This window comes from Aerococcus sp. HMSC062A02, assembly GCF_001809535.1.
In the GTDB taxonomy this organism is placed as follows: domain Bacteria; phylum Bacillota; class Bacilli; order Lactobacillales; family Aerococcaceae; genus Aerococcus.
Window position 1 is genome coordinate 35,186 of sequence record NZ_KV797935.1, and the last position, 17,005, is coordinate 52,190.

Genomic DNA, 17,005 nt, shown 5'->3' on the forward strand with positions numbered 1-17,005 from the left:
AACTCCCAAATCCAACGTCTACGGTCTAGCCTATTTGCTTATATGCTAAGCTATTAACTCATTAAAAAATTTAATCAAAGTAGAGAAGGTGAAGACATGTCTTTAGGAACGGAAGGTGTTTTTAGAAATATCTAGAAATTCCTCGACCAGCACGGCGGAGACTTCGATAGTATTGATGAGGTCATGGACCATGCCATTGCCTTGCATAATGAGGGCTTGCTGGTTTTTGATGATGAGGATGACGCCAGTCGGGCGCCGGACTTGTTTGAGGCAGCCATGTAAATGGCGGATAAGGACCAGCGCTCGGCCTTGCTAGAAGAAGTTCAGGACCTCGATTCAGATAACTTGGCTATTTACTTTGTCTGGGCGCTCGACCAATTCCATGGGCAAGAAACGGTAGCGATGATTCGAGACGAGGCCGATGCTTACTTCAAGGCCCAACGCCAGGAAATTAAAGAATCCGGTGGAGAATAAATTCAATGCGGAAGCTTGTCATTGAGGGGAGACGCGCTGTGACTTCTTTTAAATTAACGGTACAGAAATTCTTTGTTCAAGATGGGAGTATCGATAGTTATGCCTTCCTGCTCGGCTTAGTTCTTTTACTGACCTTTGCCTTCATGCGCTTGCCACTCGGCCTTAGCCAATTGGCCTGTGCCCTGCTGGCTTCGAATGTCTTTCGCTACATCACGACGGATGCGCTCTTTCATGAGGAATTCTTGAGGCTAGAAGGGTGGCAAGAAGTCTTAGCCTATGCCCTGGCAAAGAATTCATTCACCCTACTCTTTGAAGCGGGCGTCTTAGCATTAGTCTTTTTGTTGGTTAATGTATTAAAGATTTTTCTTTTGAGCCAGAAAGTACGCTAGCTATGAGACAAATTCTGGGGCACTTGTTCCTGGTTCTGGGGACAGAGAATTTGATCTTACTTGTCAATCATCGCTCGGTTCCCTCCTATCAGAAGGGGATCAGAAGAGATGGGGCTAAGGATATTGCTGTGGGTCTTGTCAATGCTAAGAGTATGTTCCCTTCCATTGTTGCTAATGGGATGATTGCGGCTCTTCTCTTTTATTATGTGCAAGAAGATTTCCCTATCACTGTTGCAGGGCTTTATTATTTGCTTTGCTTACTCATCTTCGTTAGGTTGCGAACTAAGTTTTAAAACGAAATAGGTAAAAAGGCTTTGACAGGACAATAAAAGTTGCTGTCAAAGCCTTTTTGCTGAGTGATCAGTGCTCAATTGGCTGGAGGCTAGTCCTGCTTTCTTTCAATGATAACTGACGAATAAAGTCTAGAAAAGCTTGAAGAACGGGATTGGGATAGGGATCTGACCGATAGATGAGGCTGACTTGGCGGAAGGTCTTCTGGGGCATGATGGGGAGATAGGCCAGATTATCTGGAGCATTGGGCAAGGAAATGCTGGTGATTAATGAGGCATAGCGTCCTGTCTGGGTGAGGCGCAAGATGGAGCCTGCATCATCCACATTGATTTTGTGTGTGATGCGGAGGCCGAGTTCAGCGAGGAACTGATCACTTTCTTGCCTGAAAGCATAGTGCTTATGGAGTCCAATGAAATCTAAGGGCTCTAGATCTGCTAGTAAGATATGGTCTTGCTTTAAGAGCGGATGGTCAAGGGAGAGGGCTAGGTAAAGTTTATCATCGACTAGCACTTGCTTTTGAAGGCCGGGTGCTTGCATATGGCTTGATGTGACCGTCAGATCGAGTTGGTAATTTTGGATTTGTTTGATCGCTTCTTCATGGCTGAGGTCATATTGGTTGAGGCTAAGACCGGGGTATTTTTCTAGGAATCGCTGGATTAAGTCAGGAAAGACGTGGGGCATGGTGATGGCGAGGGAGAGCTGGCCTTTTTCAAGCGATCGTTGGTTTCGGACCAGGTCTTGGCCAATTTGGAGCTGTTTATGAGCGCTTTGGCAATAGTTTTGATAGGTCTTGCCTTGGTCAGTCAGGAAGATGCGCCGGCCTTGGCGGTAGAAGAGTGGGACCTGGAGCTGGTCTTCTAGGTCACTGATGGCTTGGCTGACGGCGGGTTGGCTGACTTTAAGGGCCTTGGCTGCCTGGGTCATGTTTTCGTATTTAGCCACTTCGAGGAAGTAAAGGAGCTTGTGGGGGAAAATAAGATCGCCTCCTGATAAGATAAGCTTATTAAGTGATTATTTATTCATAGTATTTATGATCTATTATATCACTTATACTAAAGATAAGTAATCTAAAGGAGTGATGATTTTGTCAGAAAAAGTAGCACTAATCACCGGAGGAACTAGCGGTATTGGTTTGGCAACAGCCAAGAAGGTTACCGCCTGGTCCTAGCCAGTGTGGACAAAGAAGAGCAAGTCGAAGAAGCTTTAGAAGCCTTGGGGCATTCGGAAGCCATCCGTCATGTAGCCTGCGACGTGTCTGACCCTGCCCAGTGTCAAGAAGCGGTGGCTACAGCCCTGGAAGCCTTTGGACAATTGGATATCCTTGTTAATGTGGCTGGGATTACGGGCGAACGTGGCGACTTCTTAGACTATGACTTGTCAGCTATCAAGCAAATTATTGACATTAATTTGATGGGGACCATTAACTTCTGCCAGGCAGCGGGCCAAAAGATGAAGGAAGCTGGTCAAGGTTGCATTATCAACGTTGGTTCCATCTGTTCCTTCTTAGCCAACGGGGAAAACATTGGTTACCACGCTAGTAAGGGTGGGGTGAAGATGGCCACTCAGGCGATTGCACGGGAACTCGGCCCCCATGGTGTTCGTGTCTTAATGGTCTCACCGGGTTGGGTCAATACCTCCATGATGCGTGGGGACCTGAAGGACTTTGGCGACAGCCTTCATATGAAAGAACGGGTCATCGAGCCTGAGGAAGTGGCCAATGCCATCTACCTCCTGACCCTGCCAGAAGCTAGCGCCATCAATGGCACGAATGTAATGGTTGAAGACGGCTATACATCCTTTAAGGGGATTTTCTAGATCTTTTTCCGGCCAAAGACAAGCTCCAGAGATGGGGCTTTTTCTATTTTGTAATCTTAGGCTAGTTGCTATAATGGACTTATGATAGGAGGCTAACTGGAAGTCGATGTGTTTTAATGGGAGTTTCATAAGGAAAAAGGAGCTTGTCAAAGCTTTTTGACAAGGAAACTGCTTGATGTCAAAGAGCTTGGATGGTATTTTTAGCTGTTATTATTTAAAGTTGGAAGTGAAGAAGGGAGGCAAAAATGACTATAGGAGAACTGCTTAGGGAGGCTCGCTTGCAGTCGGGCATGACCCAAGAGGGAGTTGCAGAAGCGATTGGCGTCTCAAGACAATCAGTTTCAAATTGGGAAAATGATAAAACTTATCCTGATGTGATTAACATCATTCGATTGAGTGACCTTTACCAAGTGAGTTTAGATGTTTTACTGAAGGGGAGTGAAGATTATATGGGGCATTTAGATGAGAGTACCGATATTGTGAAGAGTAACCGGAACTTAATTCGAACGATTGTCTTTGGTGTCTTGTTGATTGTGTTGATTTTATTCATCAGTCCTTGGCTAGCTTTGCAGTTTGTCCTGTCATCAATTTTCATCATTACATTGGCCTTGGTTGGGATAGTTTATTTTGAAATTATTAGTCGCTTTTAGAGGAGGGATAGCAATGACTACTTATCCGGTTATAATGGCTATAGCTGGGGCTGTTGCCATTATGGGAAGCGTCTTTCTAAGCTACAATTTATATCAGATGATTGCTATGGATGCGGAAGCTAGAGGGATGCCTCGCCCGCGTTTATGGGCTTTTATGAGCCTGCCTAATGGTAATGGGGCAGGGGCTTTGCCTGTTTACTTAGTCGTTCGTCGGAAACACACCCGTCGGCCCTTTAATCATAAGGAGCAGGAGGCTTATAAAGGCTATAAGAAAAAAGCTAAATTGTCACTCCTGATTTTATTGATAGGTATGTTTCCACTAATTTTTGTGGTTATTCACTATCTTGCTTTGAGCTAAAGACTTTGGAAATTTCTCGACCTTATAAGGCAACTTCTCCTTAATCTGGAAGTTCCCTTTCATATTCTGTTGTTGATTTTGCTTATGCAGATTTTCTAGAGCGGCTGGGATTTTATCCCAGGCGCTTTTTTGTTTTCTTGACTATTTGGTAAGAGTGATCGAACTGAGAGCAATTGCTTGCCCATGGACTACTGTAAATAACAGTAAAATTTACGGGTCAGGAGCTTAAATCGACGATTCAGGTAAGATTCGTCTAATGGAAGCCTTTTAATGCTATACTTCATTTATCAGCTTATTTAGCGGTTCTAGCACTGCGGTCCAAGTCTAATCCCTCATATAAAAATGAGTATTCTATTAAAATATGCTAAAATAATAGCTATTGAAAACGAATGAAAGAAATGAGGAAATGAAATGGTTGGGCTTGGGACTTTAATTAATTGTGTCGGAATTCTACTGGGGGGCCTGGTGGGCAGCTTGGTGGGAAATTTGTTTAAGGCTAAGCAGCAGGAGGCCCTCCAGAAGGCTTGTGGGGTGAGCGTGATCTTTATCGCCATTGCCGGGGCAATGGATGGGATGTTGACCCTTCAAGGGGATAATATCGTCAGCGGCCGGTCCATGCTGGTGGTCCTCTGCCTGGCTCTCGGCAGCCTGATCGGAGAAGTGCTGGGGATTGACCGTGCTTTTGAGAGCTTGGGTCACTTCCTCCACCAGAAGTCAGGGAATGGGAGGGATCCACTCTTTGTGGAAGCTTTTATTACGGCTTCGCTGACAGTTTCTATTGGGGCCATGGCCATTGTTGGGGCGATCCAGGACGGCTTGTTGGGCGACTATACCATGCTGGCTGTGAAGTCGGTCTTGGATGCTATTATCATTACAGTCCTAACTTCAGCCATGGGCAAGGGAGCCATCTTCTCTGTCATTCCGGTCTTTATCCTGGAGGGTGGGGTGACCCTGCTGGCCCGCTTACTGGCCCCCATTATGACTGACCTGGCCCTGGACTATCTCTCCTTAGTGGGGTCCATCCTCATCTTCTGTATTGGGATTAACCTGCTCTGGGACAAAAAATTGAATGTCGCTAACATGCTGCCCGCTGTCTTTCTAGCGGTTCTGGCTGCCTTCCTGCCGGTCTCATTCTAATCGCTAAGCTGGCAATATTACTAGTGCAAAAGAAAAGGAGTCTACTCATGAAAAAATTCAACCAATGGGCATTGGTCCTCTCGACGGGCCTAGTCCTTGCAGCCTGCCAAAATAACACAAACCAGTCGAATAATGACCAAACTTCCTTAGAGCCGGCTTCGGAGAAAGTTTCTTCGAGTCAATCAGGATCAAGCAGCCAGAAAGCTTCCAAGGGGTCTTCTGGTCAAAAGACGAGCTCTAAGACAAAAGAAGAGCCGGTTAAGCCAGAAGTCGACAACATGGCCGTTTATGGTCCTACCCTCGAGGAACTGGCCCAGGCCGAAGAGAACCGTCCCGATTATTTCGTCTTCTATGATATCGATGGCAACGGGGTGGATGAGTTGCTGACGGCTACGGACTACGATGGCAAGCTTCACTATAGCGATCTCTACTACTTAAAGGGTGGCCAAGAACCGACACTCCTGGCGAGAAATTATGCAGCCAGTGCCGGTGGTCTGCGCCAAGCTAGCGATATCTTCCAAGACGGCACGGTTCTGGATTCCTACCACTACTCTACAGCTGGGGAGGGCGAAGCTCGAATTCTCCGTATCAATCCTGAGACCCAGACGGAAGAAGTGGTCGAAGAGGGAAGCTATTCAGTGGGCAACATCAGCACTCTGGATGATTTTACCGCCGGCCGGACGCCTATCGATTATGACCAATTGGACTGGCAGCGGATCGACCAAGTCTTTGTTGATCAAGCAGAAGAAGAAACTGCTCAGCCGACCAGCTTTGACCTATCCGCCATCCTGGAAGGAGATTATTCCAGCCTGGCTGGCACCTGGCAGGATGGGAATGGCACGCCTCCTATTACCTTTGACGCAGAAGGAATTGTTTCTGATGAAATTAAAATCTTTAATAGTGAGGGCATGCCTGATGGGACAATCCGTTTAGCTATCGGTCCTAAGTATGAGATGCGAGGCGGCGGTTTCCTTCTCATCGTCATCCCAGCGGGCCAGACCCCTAACGGCCAGTCCAAGTTCCCCGATGCTTATGATGGTTCCGATATGAGCCAGGACCGCTTGTGGGCGGGCCAGAGCCTAGACTTTAGGGACCCAAATGCCTTCTTTTATAAAATAAATTAATTAAGTGCATTATTTAGATTTATCTAACTTTTCTTGGTAAAATAGTGTTGGAAAGTAGGGACGCAGTTTTTGAGATCATCGTTGCTGCCACTGTTTATTTATTGTGCCTTGAAAGGATGATTTTCTATGCGCTTAGGGAAGGTTTTGAAACGGATTGCTAATGATGAACACTATACAGTCGAGAAGGACACCGGCCTAATCCATGGCAGGGTCAATGGCTACACGCTCTTAGTGGATATGATGCACTTTGGCCAGCAGTATGATATTATTTTTCACTTGACCAAGGATGGCCAGGCACCTGACCGCCAGGAGTTGCTCCTCCACCTGCCCAAACACAAAAACTTGCAGAATGTCAGAGTAGAGGGCAATAAGGTCACTTACCAGGCGAGAACAGCTATGCTGGTTCAATCGACAGTGGATAGCTTGTTTGAGATGGTCGACCTGATTACCCGATCCTTAGAAGAATTGGGCTATGAAGAAGCGGCCTAGTCAATCAATTAAGTCTAATCAAACAAAAAAGGAAATCATTAGCTGTTCTTGGCACGCAATGATTTCCTTTTTTCTATTCTGATGAGTAATTCAAGCTGCTAGCAAGAAAATCAGCTTAAGCCTTCACAACTTCCTGGTAGAGCTTGTCGTAACGCCCACTGATCTTGTCCCAGGAGAAGTCCTGGGAGTGGGCCAGGGCGCGTTGGCAGAAGCCTGGATAGTCCGCGAGAATGGCTTGGACATGGTGGACAAAGTCATCTGGCCGGTCAGGGTCCAGGCTGGCGCCGACTTCGTAATTGGGATAGTAGCTGTCGAAGCCTTCGCCCTGGGTATAAATGACGGGGAGGCCCTGGCTCATAGCTTCCACATAGACTAAGCCGAAAGTTTCCCGTGAGGAGACTAGGGCGAAGATATCCATCTGCCGGTAGAGGTCCCGCATGCCATCGTGGTCTTTGGGGCCGTAGTAGGTCACCAGGGGCTGGTCTTTGACTTGGGCCAGGATGCTTTCATCCCAGGCAGGCCCGATGAGGTGGAGTTCGGCCGCTTGGACATGTTGGTTATAGTAGTCCACCAGGCTGATGAGCTTGGGGATCTGTTTTTCTTTTAAGAGTTTGGCCGTACAGACAAAGCGTAGGGGATGGTGGAGTTCAGCTTGCTTAGCGTCATAGCGGTTGGTGTGCCAGTAGTCGTCGATGCCATTGGCGATGACTTGGGTCTTGGCTTCCAGGTCCGCTCGCATAGAGTCTGGAATATACTTGGCGAAGACTTCCCGCCTGGAGTTCTCAGAGATAAAGACCACTTGATCAGCGTCAGCGAGGACCTTGAGGCCGAGCCGGCGGAGCCAGGGCATCTTCTGGAAGAAGGTCCGGATATCGGCACTGCGGACCGCCACGACATAAGGAATGCCATGGGTCAAGTAGACTTTGTGGGCCAGCCAACCATTGGAGAAGAGGGAGTGGGCGTGGACCAGGTCGAATTGGTCGAAGGTATAGCGCTGTTTGAGGTCCTGCCAGATCTTATAGTGCTTGAGGTGGAAGACATAGCGGTCCGCTTGGCGGAAGGCTTCTACAATCTGACAGTAGTCCCCCTTAGCGGCCAGGCGGTCTTTGGGAAATTCTTTGGCAATGGGGACATAGACGTCGAGGGCCATTCCCGCGGCAACTTGCCGGTCATAGAGGTTCTGGTAGAGAGGGGTGGTGGAATAATAAGAATTAATATGGAGGATGTGCACAAGCGTCGTCCTTTCTGTTAAAATAAGCAATTCCCTATTATTATAGCAAAAAGAACAAAAGCCTAACAGAAGATAAAAAAACTTATAAAATTGCTTTTTTTCTAGGGGAGGGGGCTTAATTACTAGGGCATTATGCTATAATTAGCCTTATATGAAGTAAACGAACTGGAAGAGGAGAGCGAATCATATGAAAATTACAGTTGTCGGTGTTGGCTATGTGGGCTTAGCGAATGCCATCTTGCTTGCGCAAAACCACCAAGTGACAGCACTGGATATCAATGAAAATGTGGTCAATATTATCAATTCGGGCCAACCGCATATCAAAGATCCTGAAATGGAAGACTATATGGCTAATAAAGACCTGGATCTGACAGCAACTACCGATTCGGACCTGGCCTATGCAGAGCCAGACCTCATCATTATTGCAGCACCAACCAATTATGATGAAGTGACCAATTCCTTCGATACATCAGCTGTTGAAGCCGTTCTCGACGATATCTTAGCCCATGATACTGACTGCCCAATTGTCATTAAGTCAACGATACCGGTTGGTTACACAGAGTACATCCGCGAAGAAAAGAATTGCGACCGGATTATCTTCTCACCTGAATTCCTGCGTGAAGGCAAGGCCCTCTATGATAACCTCTACCCTTCCCGGATTATTGTCGGAGATGACGGTCAAGCAGGTCATCTCTTTGCTGAGCTCTTAATTGAAGGGGCAGAAAAGGAAGACATTTCTGTCCGTTTTATGGCGCCAACCGAGGCTGAAGCGGTCAAACTCTTTGCTAATACTTACCTGGCCCTCCGCGTTTCCTTCTTTAATGAATTGGATACCTATGCGGAAGTGCGAGGCTTGGATTCCAAGTCCATTATTGAGGGGATTGGCTTAGACCCACGGATTGGCCTCCACTACAACAACCCTTCCTTTGGCTATGGGGGTTACTGCCTGCCTAAGGATACCAAGCAGATGTTGGCCAACTTCGAAGATATTCCCAACAATATTATCCGGGCAATTGTTGATGCCAATGACACCCGCAAGCAATTTATTGCGGATTCTGTCCTACGTCGCCATCCCGAAACGGTTGGGGTTTACCGCTTGACTATGAAGCAAGACTCTGACAATTTCCGCCAATCAGCCATCCAAGATGTCATGAAAAAATTACGCGGGGAAGGGGTCGAAGTGATTGTCTACGAACCGAGTCTTGAGGGTGAGGACTTCCAAGGTTACCGCTTAGAAAATGACCTTCAAGCCTTCAAAGACCAATGCGACCTGATCATCTCCAACCGTCGCGCCAAAGACTTAGAAGATGTGACAGACAAGGTCTATACCCGCGATATCTATAACGAAAATTAAACAGCCCACACCACTTCCAAGTCAAGCGCTCTTTGCTTGGCTGGAAGTCTTTGTGTGCTTAGAAGAGAAATGAGGAAATTTGGCATGCCAAAAGATCCAGGCAAAGTCCGTCGCGTTCTCCACTTGATGAGTGGTTATGGTGGTGGCATTTCATCATTTATAAAGAATAAGGCTGAGGAAATGCCCCACTATGGGATTGCCTTTGATGTGACGACCTATGACGAGTGTCCGACTGACTTCTGTGAAGCTATTGAGGCCACGGGAGGCAAGCTTTATCCGCTCAGAAATCCGAAGAAAGAAGGCTTCAAAGCTTTTGAAGAGAGCTTAAACCAAGCCCTCGACCATAACGACTATGATGCTTTCTATTGCCATATCAATGGTTACCGGGCCCTTCCTTATTACTATCTCTGCCGGCGTCACAGCCAGGCACCTTTCTATATTCATGCCCATAATTCAAATGATAACCAGGGAGCAAGTCTGATGAACCGCGCCCAAGTCCTGCTTTCACAACGATTGAATCGTTATTTATCGGCTTGTCCGCTCGGTTGTGGTAAGCGGGCGATCTGGGCGATCTTTGGGTCTGCTATTGATCTTGGTGAGATGATGATCATTCCTAATAGTATTCATACAGACCTCTATCTGCGCCCCAATGCTTGGATTGAAGACCAGAAGAAGCAATTAAGGAAAGCCCATGCTTATGGTGAGGACACCCTCTTGATTGGACATATTGGCCGCTTAACAGCGGTTAAGAACCATGAACAAAGTCTTGCTATTGCCCAGGCCATTAAGGACCAAGGGCTAGACGCCAAGCTCTTAATTATTGGTGCTGGTGAGCGTGACCAAGAGCTCAAAGCGGCCGTTCATGCTCAAGCTTTAGAGGATGTTGTGGATTTCACTGGTCGAATCAACCCGATATCCGCCTTTTATCCGCTCTTAGATGCGGTGGTCTTGCCTTCCTATTCTGAAGGCTTACCGACAGTGGTCGTTGAAGCCCAAGCCTTGGGTATCCCTGTCGTGATGTCTAATCGGGTGACGGATGAGGTAGACTTGGACTTGGGTTTAGTCGAGGCCTTGTCCCTTGAAGCTGGGCCAGCAGAATGGCTCCACGCGCTTTGCCGCTTGGCTGCCAAAGACCGACCAGACTTGAGCCAGCGTGAACAAGCTATACAAGCCAAGGCCTTCAGTAATGAAGCTTCTGCCCAGCTCTTTGTTGAATTTTTAGAGGGTGAGCGTCAGCATTTTAACTTTGAAGGGGGGCAGTCCAGTGGCCATCTATAGTCTCATCTTACTTGCAAGTGTCTTCTTAGGGACAGAATTACTGGCTATTCCAACGCCTTTTGCCCAGATGACGCTCTACCGGGTCTTAGCGCTGGGAGTTGTCCCGCTAATCGCTTATCGTTGCTTGCTGAAGGGACCGAGTCTGCAGCTTAAGCGGCCAGGTTATGGGCTCTTCATGATTGGGGCCTATGTCTTCTGGTGGCTCTGGGCCCTGATTTCTGTGCTTTGGGCTCGGGCGCTTGGCCCCTGGGCACAGGCTATCTTCCTTTTAACGATTGGCATTTCCAGCGTGGTCGCCCTGTATTTATGGACCGATAGCCTCCGCCAGTGGAAGCGATTGGTTCAGACGGCCTGGTGGATGATGTCCGCTCTCTTGGTTTGGGGCTATTTTGAAATTATCACGAATATTTATTTCTTTGCGGATATGGCCAAGCTGGATAAGTATGGGACCTTCGCTAGTCAACCCCTGACTCGGTTACCGATTACACATTTTGAGAACCAGAATGACTATGCCACCATGCTCTTGGCCTATCTAGCGGTCAGTGCGATTCTGATGGTCTTATCGCGTGTCAGTTGGCAAAAATTCGTCTATCTAGGCGCTATGGTCTTGGCTGAATACCTCATCTTCAGATCTGGCTCGCGGATGAGTTTGTTGTGCTCCTTACTTTATTTTGTTGTGCTCTTTATCCTGCAGTTCAAGTGGGATTTGAAGCGGCGTTATTATGTGATCGGCTTATTGCTGGCTATCGGCGGGGGGCTTGCCCTTTACTTGGGTTTTCCTCCTATCCGAGAAGCTTTGAATGCCTTGATTTATACAGGCAGGGAAGGTTATATCTCAGGCGATACTGGCCGGGTCAACCTCTGGCGGAATGGCTTAGTTTTCCTGGGAACGACCCTGGGCCTAGGCGTAGGTGCCGGAAATATTGAAAGCTGGATGGCTGACTTCCCTTTACTTCCTACCAAGGGCATTGTCAATATGCACAATTGGTGGTTGGAAATTATGGTGGGCTATGGGCTTTTAGTCTTTATCGCCTATGTTGTGGCCTATGCCTTAATGATCTACCAGCTCAACCGGATCCGCTTGGTTCAGGATCCCAAGTGGCGGCAAGTCAGCAACCAAGTCATCGCTTTCCTTATCATATTTATTCCAGCGAGTGTGACGAGCGCTAATAACATGTATATTGAGTGGCACTGGGTATTCTTTGGCTTACTGATTAGCTACCTAGCCTTAGCCGAGAAGTCCCTAACAATTACAGAGAAAGAACGAGGTAGGATTTATGAGCTTAGCAACAATCATTAGTGAATTGTGGCGTTTTTGTAAGGAAAATCTATTGAAAATTGTAGTAGGAGCAGCTGTTCTGACGGCCTTACTCTTCGGCTTGCGCATGGTGCTGACCGACCATCCAGATGAAGCACTGACGTCTTCTGCAGACCAGACTGTTCAGGTGAATGAGGCGACGCTAGAAGCCTCGAAGGAACGCCTCAAGACGGTCTATGGCCAAGAACCTGCAGAGTTTCAGTTCAGCGCCTTGGTTGAAGATGGGAATGTCTTCAGCAACTCTTTCCTCATTGATGAATACTTGGCCCGTCCTGATATGGTCAAGGAAGCCGAGGAGAAGAGTGGGGTGGAATTTGCGGATAGCTTAGAAGCCGAACAAAACTTAGGCTTATACAAGAATGGCGACTTCCGCGGAGGCCTAGCAGCGGTTCGTGACACCTCCAGCGGGGTAATCACTCTCCGCGTTCTCTTAGGGAAGACCCCTGAAGAGAATAAGAAGATCGCCCAAGCCTACTATGATATTCTCCAAGAGCCCTTGCCCTTTACCCGGGACCTTAATCTGATTATGTTGGGGCGGCCTGAAATTGGTGAACGCTTGGACCTGTCCCAGTATGAAATGGTGGCAAGCCCTAATACCATTGCAAGTATTGTGGGGAGCAACTCTCTCCCTGTCTGGCTCTTAGGACTAGCGGCGTATATTGTGGCTCTCCTTATTACAGCCTTTCTCCTCTTTGTTTGGCGACTCTTCAATGGCAAGATCCGCTATGCTTTTGAATATGTATGGAGCTTCGAGGATGAACACTTATTGGCTAAGTCATTGGATGAAGGCGTTCAGCACTTTATCAGTCAACCCTACGGCAAGGAACGCCTGCTTTTAGCTGAACAAGAAGGCTTGCCCCTTCCGGTAGCTAGCAAGCAGACTTTGGAGGGCTTTAGCGGCCAGGCGGATGAGATTGTGATCCTCCTAGCAGCGGGCCAGAGCCATAAGCAATGGTACCAGGCCCAATACCGCTTAGCTAAGCTTTACCATGTGCCGATTAAGATTGTCCACTTGACCCAAGCTTAAGGAGGAAATCATGCAAGACGACTTGGTTTCGATTATTACACCAGTTTACCAGGCAGAGAAGTATTTGGCGCATACCATTGAGAGCGTCCAGGCCCAGGACTATAAGAACTGGGAGATGCTCTTGGTGGATGATTGCAGTCCTGACCAGAGCGCACAGATCATCAAGGCCTATCAGGCGGAGGATGCGCGCATTAAGTATTTGAAATTAGATACAAACAGCGGGGCGGCTGTTGCCCGCAACCGCGGCTTAGAAGTTGCTCAAGGACGCTATATCGCCTTCGTAGATAGCGATGATTATTGGACCAGCGATAAATTAGCCAAGCAGTTAGCTTTTATGAAAGCGGAGGCTTATGGCTTTACTTATACGAATTTTGCCCAAGTGGATGAGGAGGGGCAGGTCCTTAAAGATAGGGCAGATTTGCCCCAGCACTTGGACTATGACGGGCTATTGAAGAACACGGCCATTGCTTGTTCCACGGTGATGATTGACCGTCACTTAGTCGGTGACTTCCGCATGCCCTTGGTGCGCAAGGGACAGGATACGGCAACTTGGTTGATGTTGATGCGCGAGCGGGACTGCCAGGCCTACCTCTTAGATGAAGTCCTCAACCACTACCGGCAAGTGCCTGGTTCCATATCCAGTAACCGCTTGGGAGCCCTCAAGCGGACTTGGCATACTTACCGGGTATTGGAAGGACTCCCCCTCTGGAAGGCTTGCTATGTTTTTATTTCTTATGCCTTAAATGCGATTAAGCGTCGAATTTAACAAATAAAGTTACAAGAAGCTTAACAAGTATGTTAAAATTCTTGTATGGCCCCGTAGCTCAGCGGATAGAGCATTCGTTTCCTAAACGATGTGTCGGAAGTTCGATTCTTCTCGGGGTCGTTTTTTTATGCCTAAAATCTATGAAAAGAGGAAAGTTGGATGGAAAGTAGTCAAAGAAACGATTGGGACTGGGCATTTGCCGCTTTAAGTGCTTGCCTGGTCTTCGCCCTAACTTTTATTTTCTCTCTGTCACTTACGTCAAGCCCTTGGGCCGAGGCCATTCCTGGCCATGATAGTTCCATGTTTATTTATATGGGGCGGGAGATGGCCAGAGGGGGTGTCCCTTACTTGGATTTTACCGATCATAAGGGAATCAGTATTATCTTAGCCAATGCCCTAGGCTGGCTGATGCCCCATGTTAACCGCTTTGGTGGGATTTATTGGGTCGAACTCCTGTCCCTCCTTGCCTTCACGGGACTGACCTATCACATGGGCCGCCAGGTCTTAGACCGGCCACGGTCGCTCCTAGCAGTCGCTGTGAGCTTACTCGTTTTGGATCCGCTGATTGAGTCGGGTAATTTGACGGAACTTTATGCTCTAGCTGGGATTATGCTGACGCTGCTTGCTTACTTGCGTTATTTTGAAGCCAACTCCTTACCGGCTTGGTCTTACTTCTTGGTCGGCTTGTCCGGGGCCTTTGTCTTTAATTTAAGGGCCAATATGATCATCAGTTGGCTGCCCTTGATTGCATTGATCTTTGTTCATTTATTGATTCATAAGAATTATGCGGAGATGAAGCGTGCGGTGGCTTGGACCAGTCTAGGGATACTGACTTTTATCCTGCCGGTTTCTTTATATTTGCTCTACCAAGGAGCTTTTGCTGAGATGGTTAATTTTTCGATTCTTTTCAACCTCCAGTATCTGAACGATAGTAAACTCACGACGGAAGAAATCCTTATGAAGTTGGAAGAGAAGCTAGCTTTCTACCATCTCCTAGGACTGGGGGGCTTGGGACTTTTGGCCTGCTTGGTCAAGGACCGGGGCAGGGGTCAGACCTACTGGCGTCTAGGGGGTTACCTTCTAGCCTTTGGAGCGACCTTCTATTCGACGCTCTTGTCGGGGCGTTTCTATCCCCACTACTTTATGGTTCTCGTGCCCTTCTTCAGTCTATTAATTATCCAGGCGCTCCGCCTCTTTGATCTTAAGCGGGGACAGGCGCTAGTCAACTTGGTCCTAATCGTTCTTGTAGCCTATCTCTTTAAGTATCCGGCTGATATCTTCTACAACCGGGTCTACAGTGTGAGCCTAGCGGAGGACCATCCCACCCTAGTCGCCAAAGTCGACCAGCTGGGCCCTGGATTCAATGGCCAGCTCAAAGGACCTGGCGACTGGCAATGGGCTCTTGGGACAGATGAACGCTATGTCTGGGCCTTAAAACGGAGTTCCACTAAGAATAAATACGAAGCAGCCAGCCAGCGTATTGTCGCTGAGAGCCAGCCGGGGGAGACGCTCTATAGTCATCGGATTGGTGGGGCCTTCTATCTCTTAGCTGACCGCCAGGCCCCTAGCCGCTATTTCAACCTGCCGGCGGTCGATTTAGATCAGGCCGAAGCAGTGGCCAAGGAATTCCGCTCGGATTTGACCCGTCAACCGCCCCAGATGCTGGTTATCGAAGACAAGCTCAAGGCACGTTCTCCCCTGGACCGGTCTCAAGTGGAAACAGACTTTCTGGCTTGGATCCAGAATAATTATGAGGAAATCGACCAGGTTGGAGAATTTCACCTCTATAAAAAATTACCAGCCAGACCCTGAGTATGAAAGGAGTCAGAAATGAAATTATTGAAGAACATCTTTAACGTGGCCCTGTCTAATATCATTGGTTTTGGAACAAGTTTCATCATCAACTTCCTCCTCCCAGCTATTCTGACCGTTGCTGACTATGGCAATTACCGCGAATATATCATGTATACTTCAATAACTTACTTGTTTAACTTTGGTTATAATGATGGGATCTATATTAAATATGGGGGCAGGCGAATTGAGGACTTGGATCCCCTAGAAATTCGCTCTGAGCATAATTTCATTGTGGTCTATCAGCTCTGTGTTTTTGCTTTGATGCTGACCTATTCCCTAGCCGTTAAGAATCCTATCTTAGCCCTCTTCTCAACCGTTACTCTCTTCGATACGATTAATATGTACCATCAGAATTTCCTCCAGGCAACGGGACAGTTTGCGACCTTCTCCCGGGCTAATATTTCCAAGAGCATCTTCTATATCCTGACCTTGCTGGCCGCTATTTTCCTCATGCGAAGTGACAATTACTATCTTTATATTGTCCTCAATATTTTATCCTATCTCTTCTTGACGGTCTTCTATGAATACCGCTTCATCAAAAACCAGGGCTTAAATTTTATCTTCTCTTGGAAGAAACACTTGGGCCTCTTCCGGGTGGGCTTCTTTATCCTTTTTGCCAACATGTCGCTGACCTTCGTGGGGTTGATTGGCAGTTGGGTGACTAAATGGTGGTATGCAATTGAGGAATTCGCCCAGTATTCTTTCCAGAATTCCGTCCTCAATGTCATCCTCTTGATCGTTAACGCGGTGGGCATGGTCTTCTACAATGTCATTGCTAAGCGTAAGGACCAGATGCTCTTGAATGTGATCAAAAGAGCCTGTATCTTCTTGGGGATCTTGAGTGGTTTTGCTTTCTTTATCTTTAAATGGATTATCTTGACCTTCCTGCCCAAGTATGAACCGGCCACAACGCTCTTATCGGTCACCTTTATTGCGATTCCTTATATTATGTTGTCGCGGATCTTGGTGGCTAATATTTATAAGGCAACAGTCCCGGAACGTCAATACTTCCGCGATAGCGCCCTCTACGCGGCTTTATCCTTTATCTTTGTGGCAGGCCTATCCTTTGTCTGGCATGATATTCTAACCGTTGCCATGGCGACGACCCTCTGCTATATCTGCTGGTTCTTCTATACTAGCCAAATCCGTTTTACTTATCTTAGGAACCATTGGCGGGAGGTCTTCCTCTTGCTTAGCCATGCCCTCTGTTTTTATGCAGTAGCTAACTTTATGCCCTTTATCGGAGGTGCCCTTGTTTACCTTCTCTACTTGGCTGCTGTGCTCTTCTTCTACCGCGATTGGCTGCTTGAAGCCAAGCAGCTGCTAACTGACTAGCTTGGCTATGCCGTCAGTGAGTATCCTAATGATCTTGTAAAGGCAGGGGTGACCAGTCAATAGTCACCCCTGCTTTTTTGTGCACAAAAACTCCCCTGGGGTTTCCAGGGGAGGG

Annotated in this window: 18 protein-coding genes and 1 tRNA gene; 17 read left to right on the top strand and 2 right to left on the bottom strand. The window is 47.6% G+C overall.

From position 1 onward, the window contains the following. The first annotated feature begins 282 nt into the window (after positions 1 to 282). Genes HMPREF2626_RS06425 through HMPREF2626_RS06435 form a run of 3 tightly spaced genes read left to right on the top strand, consistent with a single transcriptional unit; the run spans position 283 to position 1,156 of the window. On the top strand, positions 283 to 474 hold the full coding sequence (locus tag HMPREF2626_RS06425) for a hypothetical protein (RefSeq protein ID WP_070618994.1): 192 nt from the start codon (positions 283 to 285) through the stop codon (positions 472 to 474). Positions 475 to 512: 38 nt separating this feature from the next. Continuing rightward, on the top strand, positions 513 to 863 hold the full coding sequence (locus HMPREF2626_RS06430; RefSeq protein ID WP_141744600.1) for a hypothetical protein: 351 nt from the start codon (positions 513 to 515) through the stop codon (positions 861 to 863). Positions 864 to 865: 2 nt separating this feature from the next. Then, entirely contained in the window at positions 866 to 1,156 is a 291-nt protein-coding gene (locus HMPREF2626_RS06435) for a hypothetical protein (protein ID WP_070619001.1), read from the top strand. A gap of 67 nt (positions 1,157 to 1,223) precedes the next feature. Here the strand turns inward: HMPREF2626_RS06435 and HMPREF2626_RS06440 are convergent, their stop codons facing one another. Further along, on the bottom strand, positions 1,224 to 2,150 hold the full coding sequence (locus HMPREF2626_RS06440; protein WP_336620009.1) for a LysR family transcriptional regulator: 927 nt from the start codon (positions 2,148 to 2,150) through the stop codon (positions 1,224 to 1,226). A 177-nt stretch (positions 2,151 to 2,327) separates the two neighbouring features. Between HMPREF2626_RS06440 and HMPREF2626_RS06445 the strand changes: the two genes are divergently transcribed. The 6 genes from HMPREF2626_RS06445 (at position 2,328) to HMPREF2626_RS06470 (ending at position 6,727) form a co-directional block, all read left to right on the top strand. Further along, a complete protein-coding gene (locus tag HMPREF2626_RS06445; protein WP_210382802.1) occupies positions 2,328 to 2,969 on the top strand; it encodes an SDR family NAD(P)-dependent oxidoreductase in 642 nt (213 codons plus the stop codon). A gap of 245 nt (positions 2,970 to 3,214) precedes the next feature. After that, a complete protein-coding gene (locus HMPREF2626_RS06450) occupies positions 3,215 to 3,619 on the top strand; it encodes a helix-turn-helix domain-containing protein (protein WP_070619007.1) in 405 nt (134 codons plus the stop codon). A 13-nt stretch (positions 3,620 to 3,632) separates the two neighbouring features. Beyond that, entirely contained in the window at positions 3,633 to 3,977 is a 345-nt protein-coding gene (locus tag HMPREF2626_RS06455) for a hypothetical protein (RefSeq protein ID WP_070619010.1), read from the top strand. A gap of 411 nt (positions 3,978 to 4,388) precedes the next feature. Further along, positions 4,389 to 5,114: a DUF554 domain-containing protein gene (locus HMPREF2626_RS06460; RefSeq protein WP_070619013.1), complete on the top strand. Its 726-nt coding sequence runs from the start codon at positions 4,389 to 4,391 to the stop codon at positions 5,112 to 5,114. A gap of 47 nt (positions 5,115 to 5,161) precedes the next feature. After that, a complete protein-coding gene (locus tag HMPREF2626_RS06465) occupies positions 5,162 to 6,238 on the top strand; it encodes a DUF6287 domain-containing protein (RefSeq protein WP_070619021.1) in 1,077 nt (358 codons plus the stop codon). Positions 6,239 to 6,364: 126 nt separating this feature from the next. Further along, positions 6,365 to 6,727: a hypothetical protein gene (locus HMPREF2626_RS06470; RefSeq protein ID WP_070619024.1), complete on the top strand. Its 363-nt coding sequence runs from the start codon at positions 6,365 to 6,367 to the stop codon at positions 6,725 to 6,727. Between the two features lie 115 nt (positions 6,728 to 6,842). Here HMPREF2626_RS06470 and HMPREF2626_RS06475 read toward each other — a convergent pair whose 3' ends face one another. After that, positions 6,843 to 7,958 carry a glycosyltransferase family 4 protein gene (locus tag HMPREF2626_RS06475; RefSeq protein ID WP_070619026.1) on the bottom strand — a complete coding sequence of 372 codons (1,116 nt, stop codon included), beginning with the start codon at positions 7,956 to 7,958 and terminating at the stop codon, positions 6,843 to 6,845. A 187-nt stretch (positions 7,959 to 8,145) separates the two neighbouring features. Between HMPREF2626_RS06475 and HMPREF2626_RS06480 the strand changes: the two genes are divergently transcribed. The 8 genes from HMPREF2626_RS06480 to HMPREF2626_RS06515 all read left to right on the top strand — a co-directional run bounded on the left by HMPREF2626_RS06480 (position 8,146) and on the right by HMPREF2626_RS06515 (position 16,890). Further along, on the top strand, positions 8,146 to 9,312 hold the full coding sequence (locus HMPREF2626_RS06480) for a nucleotide sugar dehydrogenase (RefSeq protein ID WP_070619028.1): 1,167 nt from the start codon (positions 8,146 to 8,148) through the stop codon (positions 9,310 to 9,312). Between the two features lie 84 nt (positions 9,313 to 9,396). After that, a complete protein-coding gene (locus tag HMPREF2626_RS06485) occupies positions 9,397 to 10,590 on the top strand; it encodes a glycosyltransferase (RefSeq protein ID WP_070619031.1) in 1,194 nt (397 codons plus the stop codon). Beyond that, the gene (locus HMPREF2626_RS06490) at positions 10,577 to 11,890 is read left to right on the top strand and encodes an O-antigen ligase family protein (RefSeq protein WP_070619034.1); all 1,314 of its coding nucleotides are present in this window, start codon (positions 10,577 to 10,579) and stop codon (positions 11,888 to 11,890) included. The genes HMPREF2626_RS06485 and HMPREF2626_RS06490 overlap by 14 nt, the downstream gene beginning before the upstream one ends. Positions 11,891 to 11,921: 31 nt before the next feature. After that, positions 11,922 to 12,935: a hypothetical protein gene (locus tag HMPREF2626_RS06495; RefSeq protein WP_141744602.1), complete on the top strand. Its 1,014-nt coding sequence runs from the start codon at positions 11,922 to 11,924 to the stop codon at positions 12,933 to 12,935. Positions 12,936 to 12,945: 10 nt separating this feature from the next. Next, positions 12,946 to 13,701 carry a glycosyltransferase family 2 protein gene (locus HMPREF2626_RS06500; RefSeq protein ID WP_070619040.1) on the top strand — a complete coding sequence of 252 codons (756 nt, stop codon included), beginning with the start codon at positions 12,946 to 12,948 and terminating at the stop codon, positions 13,699 to 13,701. A 47-nt stretch (positions 13,702 to 13,748) separates the two neighbouring features. Next, positions 13,749 to 13,821, top strand: a tRNA-Arg gene (locus HMPREF2626_RS06505). A gap of 39 nt (positions 13,822 to 13,860) precedes the next feature. Further along, positions 13,861 to 15,513 carry an ArnT family glycosyltransferase gene (locus HMPREF2626_RS06510; RefSeq protein WP_070619043.1) on the top strand — a complete coding sequence of 551 codons (1,653 nt, stop codon included), beginning with the start codon at positions 13,861 to 13,863 and terminating at the stop codon, positions 15,511 to 15,513. A gap of 18 nt (positions 15,514 to 15,531) precedes the next feature. Next, entirely contained in the window at positions 15,532 to 16,890 is a 1,359-nt protein-coding gene (locus tag HMPREF2626_RS06515) for an MATE family efflux transporter (protein WP_070619046.1), read from the top strand. The last annotated feature ends 115 nt before the right edge of the window (positions 16,891 to 17,005 follow it).